Raw genomic sequence first — 4,658 nt, 5'->3', positions numbered from 1 at the left:
GGGCGGGGTCAGCCGAAACGGCCTCCGTTGCCGTTGCCGCCCCCGTTGTCCTGCCCCCGGAACAAGCCCTCCGGGATGGAGAACGACGGGGCCGGGAAGGGCTCGCCGCCGCCTCCGCCACCGTTGTTGTTGCCGCCGACCAGACCGCCGACGAAGCCGTCGTCGCCGCCTCCGCCCCCGTTGTCGCCGTTGTTCCCGTCGTCCCGGCCGCCGTCGTCGCCCCCACCGTCGCCGTCGCCGCGGTCGCGGTCGATGCCGTCGGGGATGTGGACGTCGTTGAACTGCTCGACGGGCTTGCCCTCCAGCGCGCCGGACATCATGTCGCGCCAGATCGGGCCGGGGACCTCACCACCGAAGACCTTGCCGTGCGTCCGGCCGCCGATGGTGATGTTCACCATCTTCCGCTTGTGCGCGGGATCGCCGACCCACACGGCGCCGGCCATGTTCGGCGTGTAGCCCACGAACCAGGCCGCGTAGCGCTCGTCCGTCGTACCCGTCTTGCCCGCGCTGGGACGGCTGCCGAGGCCCGCCTTCGAACCCGTGCCGTCCTCGACGACGCCCTTCAGCAGCTCGTTGATCGTGTCGGCGGTCTCCTCCGACATGGCGCGCGAGCACGTCGACTTCGGGACCTCCAGCTTCTTGGACGCGTCGCCGACCCGCTGGCTGACCGACTCGATGGCGACCGGCGTGCAGTACATGCCCCGCGAGGCGAAGGTCGCGTACGCGTTCGCCATGGTCAGCGGGGACATCTCCTGCGTGCCGAGGGCGATGGACGGGGCCTGGTCCATCTTGCGGCCGTCGGCCCGCTCGACGCCCATCTTCTTCGCCATGGTCGTCACCGGGCAGATGCCGATGTCGCTGATCATCTGCACGTAGTAGGTGTTGACCGACTTGGCGGTCGCCTCCTTCATGTCGTACGGGCCGACCTCGGACTCGTTCTCGTTCTCCAGCCGGGCCGGGTTGCTGCGGCTGTTCTGCCAGGTCTTGCCGTCGCACGCCGAGACCGGCGAGGGGTAGGCCATCTGGTACGGCGCCGAATACACCTTGTTCGCCGGCATGCCGTCCTGGAGGGCCGCCGCGGCCACGATCGGCTTGAACGTCGAACCGGGCTGGTAGCCCATGCCGCCGCCCATGGACTGGTCGACGGACAGGTTGATCTGCGTCTCGTTCTTCTTGAAGCCGTACGGACGCGACTGGCCCATGGCGAGGATCTTGCCGGTGCCGGGCTGGACGACGGTGGCGGCGGTGGCCACCTCGTCGCTCTTGTAGACGTGGTCCTTGATGGACCGCTGGGCCGCGTCCTGGGCCTGCGGGTCCATCGTCGTGCGGATCGTGAGGCCGCCCTGGTTCCAGATCTTCGCCCGGGCCTCCCGGGACTTGCCGAAGACCGGGTCCGTGAGGAAGACCTCGCGCACGTAGTCGCAGAAGAAGCCCGCGCCCTTGACCGCCGTGATGCAGCCGTTCCTGGGCTTGCTGACCTTCAGGCCCAGCGGGGTCTTCGTCGCCGCGGCGGCCTGCGCCCGGGAGATGTCGCCGACCTCGGCCATGCGGCGCAGCACGATGTTGCGGCGCTTGGTGGCCTCGGCCTCGTCGTTGACCGGGTCGTAGCGGCTGGGCGACTGGACGATGCCGGCGAGGAGGGCCGCCTCCTGGACGTTCAGGTCCTTGGCCGACTTGGAGAAGTAGCGCCGGGCCGCGGCCTCGACGCCGTAGGCCTGCTGGCCGAAGAAGGTGATGTTCAGGTAGTTCTCGAGGATCTTCTTCTTGCCCAGCTCCTCCTCGACCTGGATCGCGTACTTGAGCTCGCGGATCTTGCGGCCGATGGTCTGCTGGGTGGCCTGCGCGACCTTCGTCGGGTCGTCGCCCGCCTCCTCGACGAAGACGTTCTTGACGTACTGCTGCGTCAGCGTCGAGGCGCCCTGGGCGACCTCACCGCTGCGCGCGTTCTTGTTCAGGGCGCGCAGCACGCCCTTCAGGTCGACCGCGCCGTGCTGGTAGAAGCGCGAGTCCTCGATCGCGACGATCGCCTTCTGCATGTACGGCGACATGTCCTTGAGGGGGACCACCGTGCGGTCGCGCGAGTAGACGGTGGCGATCTGGCCGCCGTCGGCGTCGAGGATGGTGGTCCGCTGACTCAGCGGCGGGGTCTTGAGGTTGGCCGGGAGTTCGTCGAAGCTCTCGACCGATCCCTTCGCCGCCAGCCCCAGCGCGCCCACCGCGGGCAGCGCGATGCCGGCCAGCACGGCCCCCGCGAGGACACTGACACCGAGGAACTTGGCGGCCTGCTGCGTGGGAGACAGACCACCGCCCGAGCGCTTCTTTGGCATGAGGGCAGCCTACGTTCTCAATCGCCGGACACGCGTATATGCCTTGGCCTAAGCTGCTCCCGACTGTCACAGCAGTGAGGCCACGTATCAATACGTCCGGCGACCCCGAATCGTTCCGGGTGTTCCCCGACTTCTTTGGTGGGGACGTGTCCGAATCCGCCTTCTGTGTCATGCGTCGTCCGGTGTGACGCAACTGAACTGCCCCGTTTTGACGGGAAAGTCATGTATGTCGCCACCTCACTCCCCCGGGTGATCTGCCGCTTACCCATAGTCCGTTCGGGCCATTCAAGATTGGGCCCGCTGGGGGTGTTGCGCTGTGCCCACCTTCCGTAACGTCCTCAACTGGCGGCGGTGAATATGCCGCTGCCGCCGTGGGGGAGCCTCGATTCGGGAGAGGACGGCGCCGGTATGGGCTGGGTAACCGACTGGAGTGCGCAGGCGGCCTGCCGCACTACCGATCCGGATGAACTGTTCGTTCAAGGAGCAGCGCAGAACAGGGCCAAGGCGGTGTGCACCGGATGCCCGGTGCGTACGGAGTGCCTGGCCGACGCGCTGGACAACCGCGTCGAGTTCGGCGTGTGGGGAGGCATGACGGAGCGGGAGCGCCGCGCGTTGCTGCGCAGGCGGCCCACGGTGACCTCCTGGCGCCGGCTGCTGGAGACGGCGCGCACGGAGTACGAGCGCGGCACGGGTGTCGTGCCCCTGGACGACGACGAGATCTACGAGAACTACGCGGCGGTGAGCTGAGCCTCTCCGGGAGCTCCGCAGGTCCGACGGCCCTTCACGGGCCCTTCGCCGTCACCGCACCCGCCACGGACGGTGCTCGGATCGCCCGGGGTGCTCAGCCACCGGACGGTGCTCAGGCGCTCGCCTCGGGCAGCACGGAGGCGTCGGGCAGCTCGCGCTCGTTGGCCGCCAGGCGGTCGCCGATGGCGCGCAGTCCCGCGAGGTCGTGCACATCGCCGGGCAGCGCGGCCACTTCCGTCACGGCCACCTCCGGGTGGAGCGCGGTGAAGCGGTCACGCGTGCGCTGCTCACGGTGCAGCATGTGCATCCGGTCGGCGTGCAGCCTCAGCAGGCCGGCCGTGAGCTGGTCGACGGACCGCTCGGCAGAGCCGGACGCCTGCGGGTCCTCGGCGTCCGCTGTGTCCTGGGCGTCCTCGGCGGGGGAGCCACCGTCGGCTGCCGGACCAGCGGCGCGAGCTGGTGTCTCGGGCGTGGGAGAGTCTGAACTGTCCTGTGCGTCGGGGGAGTTACGAAGTACTGCTTTCCCGCCCTCCTGATCCACAATGCGGGGCTCTTCAAGATTTTCCGCGGCGGCGAGGGCCCGCTCGGCCGACAGCCCGTCGGCGCCGCTGCCGTGGACCCGGTTGAGCACCAGACCGGCCAGCGGCATGTCCTCCGCGGCCAGGCGCTCCACGAAGTAGGCGGCCTCGCGCAGCGCGTCCCGCTCCGGGGCCGCGACCACGAGGAACGCCGTCCCGGGCGCCTGGAGCAGCTTGTACGTCGCGTCCGCGCGCGTGCGGAAGCCGCCGAAGGTGGTGTCCATCGCGGAGACGAACGTCTGCACGTCCTTCAGGAGCTGACCGCCCAGCAGCTTGCCGAGGGTGCCGGTCATCATCGACATCCCGACGTTCAGGAACTTCATCCCGGCGCGGCCGCCCAGCTTCGCCGGGGCCGTCAGCAGCCGGATCAGCCGCCCGTCCAGGAACGACCCGAGCCGCTTGGGCGCGTCCAGGAAGTCCAGCGCCGAGCGCGACGGCGGGGTGTCGACGACGATGAGGTCCCACTCGTCCCGGGCGCGCAGCTGCCCGAGCTTCTCCATCGCCATGTACTCCTGCGTGCCCGCGAAGCCCGCCGAGAGCGACTGGTAGAAGGGGTTGCCCAGGATCGCGGCCGCCCGCTCGGGGTCCGCGTGCGCCTCGACGATCTCGTCGAAGGTGCGCTTCATGTCGAGCATCATCGCGTGCAGCTCGCCGCCCGCGGAGTCGTCGATGCCCTTCACCCGGCGCGGGGTGTTGTCCAGGGAGTCGATGCCCATGGACTGGGCGAGACGGCGGGCCGGGTCGATGGTGAGCACGACGACCTTGCGGCCCCGCTCGGCCGCGCGCAGGCCCAGGGCGGCGGCCGTCGTGGTCTTGCCGACGCCGCCCGAGCCGCAGCACACCACGATCCGGGTCTTCGGGTCCGCCAGCAGCGGATCCACGTCCAGCAGGCGCGCGGGGGCGAGGCGGGGGCGGGTCGCGTCGTGCGCGTGCACCGGGTCCGGACGGCTCATGACATCCCCTGCTTCCGACTCGTGACGAGCTCTGCCTGTCCGGCCTGTCCGGC

General features: G+C 69.8%; 3 protein-coding genes. 1 reads left to right on the top strand and 2 read right to left on the bottom strand.

Annotated features, from left to right (window positions below; translation table 11 throughout):
* Window positions 1–8: 8 nt before the first annotated feature.
* Window positions 9–2,327 (bottom strand): transglycosylase domain-containing protein, encoded by a 2,319-nt coding sequence (locus RIN80_RS25245; protein ID WP_309097949.1) that lies wholly within the window; start codon window positions 2,325–2,327, stop codon window positions 9–11.
* 408 nt (window positions 2,328–2,735) lie between these two features.
* Here RIN80_RS25245 and wblA point away from each other — a divergent pair, with 408 nt between their 5' ends.
* Window positions 2,736–3,074 carry a transcriptional regulator WblA gene (gene wblA / locus RIN80_RS25240; protein WP_179272479.1) on the top strand — a complete coding sequence of 113 codons (339 nt, stop codon included), beginning with the start codon at window positions 2,736–2,738 and terminating at the stop codon, window positions 3,072–3,074.
* A gap of 112 nt (window positions 3,075–3,186) precedes the next feature.
* Here wblA and RIN80_RS25235 read toward each other — a convergent pair whose 3' ends face one another.
* Window positions 3,187–4,605: an ArsA family ATPase gene (locus RIN80_RS25235; RefSeq protein WP_309097948.1), complete on the bottom strand. Its 1,419-nt coding sequence runs from the start codon at window positions 4,603–4,605 to the stop codon at window positions 3,187–3,189.
* Window positions 4,606–4,658: the final 53 nt, after the last annotated feature.

Origin of the sequence: Streptomyces sp. (assembly GCF_031181705.1) — a bacterium.
Taxonomy (GTDB): domain Bacteria; phylum Actinomycetota; class Actinomycetes; order Streptomycetales; family Streptomycetaceae; genus Streptomyces.
The sequence above is the reverse complement of the archived record's forward strand: the minus strand, read 5'-3'. Positions and strand labels throughout refer to the sequence as shown.